Annotated in this window: 1 protein-coding gene; it reads right to left on the minus strand. The window is 76.5% G+C overall.

Annotation, left to right across the window (positions count from 1 at the left end):
- Window positions 1-1,128 (minus strand): 3'-5' exonuclease (locus ND748_RS32460; RefSeq protein ID WP_285903008.1); only part of this gene is annotated, 1,128 nt, incomplete at both ends.

The raw sequence follows: 1,128 nt of genomic DNA on the forward strand, positions 1-1,128 counted from the left end.
CCGGCGACGTCGAGCGGGGGCGGGGGGGCTGGCAGGCCGGCGGCGTCGAGCGGGGGCGGGGTGAGCGCCGCTTCGAGTCGGGCAAGCACGTCGCGGGCCGCCTCGACCCGGCGGGCGAACGGCTCGGGTTCGTAGGGGATCGGCCAGGCGAAACGGCGGGGGGTGGCCAGCGCCGGATTCGACTTCTCCGCGGGCTGCGGGGCCCAGGCGTCGACCCGCCCACCGCCGCCGCGGGCGTGCTCGGCGAGCTCCGTCAGGAAGACCGACGCACCGCGCGGGCGCTTCTGTGCCGGCCCCCACCAGTGCCCGCTGGCGAACAGCAGCGACTTCGCCCGGGTCACCGCGACGTAGGCGAGCCGGCGTTCCTCCCGCTCGGCGTAGGCGCGGACCTCGGCCGCGAAGGTGTCGAGGTCCGCCTTCTGGTCGGAGACCGCGAAGGCGGGCAGGTCCGCCGCGTCGCCGCGCAGCGGCACGGGCAGCACGCCGGGCGAGGTCGTCCACTGATCTCGGACGGTGACGTCGGGAAAGACCCGCTCGCTGAGGTTCGGCACGGCCACGACCTCCCATTCCAGGCCCTTGGAGCGGTGCATCGTCATCAGGGCGATCGCGTCCGCCCCGGACGGGCCGGTCACGTCGAGGCCACGCTCGTGCTCCCGGGCGGCGCGCAGGAAGCCGAGGAAGGCGGGCAGGGAGGTCGTCCCGTCCGGGTCGGTGAAGTCGGCGGCGACGTCGAGGAAGGCCGCGACGTTCTCCTGGCGGCGGGCACGCACGGCCGCCTCGGTGGCGGTGAGCTCGACGTCCAGGCCGATGGTGGCGACGACGCGGTGCAGCAGGTCGAGCAGGCCCTCGCCGACGTGGCCACGCAGCTCGGCGATCTCGGCGGCCAGCCGGCGCACCCGCAGACGGCCCTCGGCGGACATCTCCGGACCGGGGTCGTCGAGGACGTCGGAGAGGGCGACCACGTCCGCCGGGTCGACGTCGGCCACCGCCGCGGCCAGCGGATCGGCGCGCCCCGGCAGGTTGGGCTCCGTGTCGACAGCCAGCTGGTGGTGGTCGGTGGACCCGGAGTGGGCAGCCCGCTGGGCGTCGGGGGCCGGCGGGGCGTCGGCGGGCGGCGCCGTTGGACGC

The sequence above is a fragment of the Frankia sp. AiPs1 genome, assembly GCF_023716945.1.
GTDB lineage: Bacteria > Actinomycetota > Actinomycetes > Frankiales > Frankiaceae > Frankia.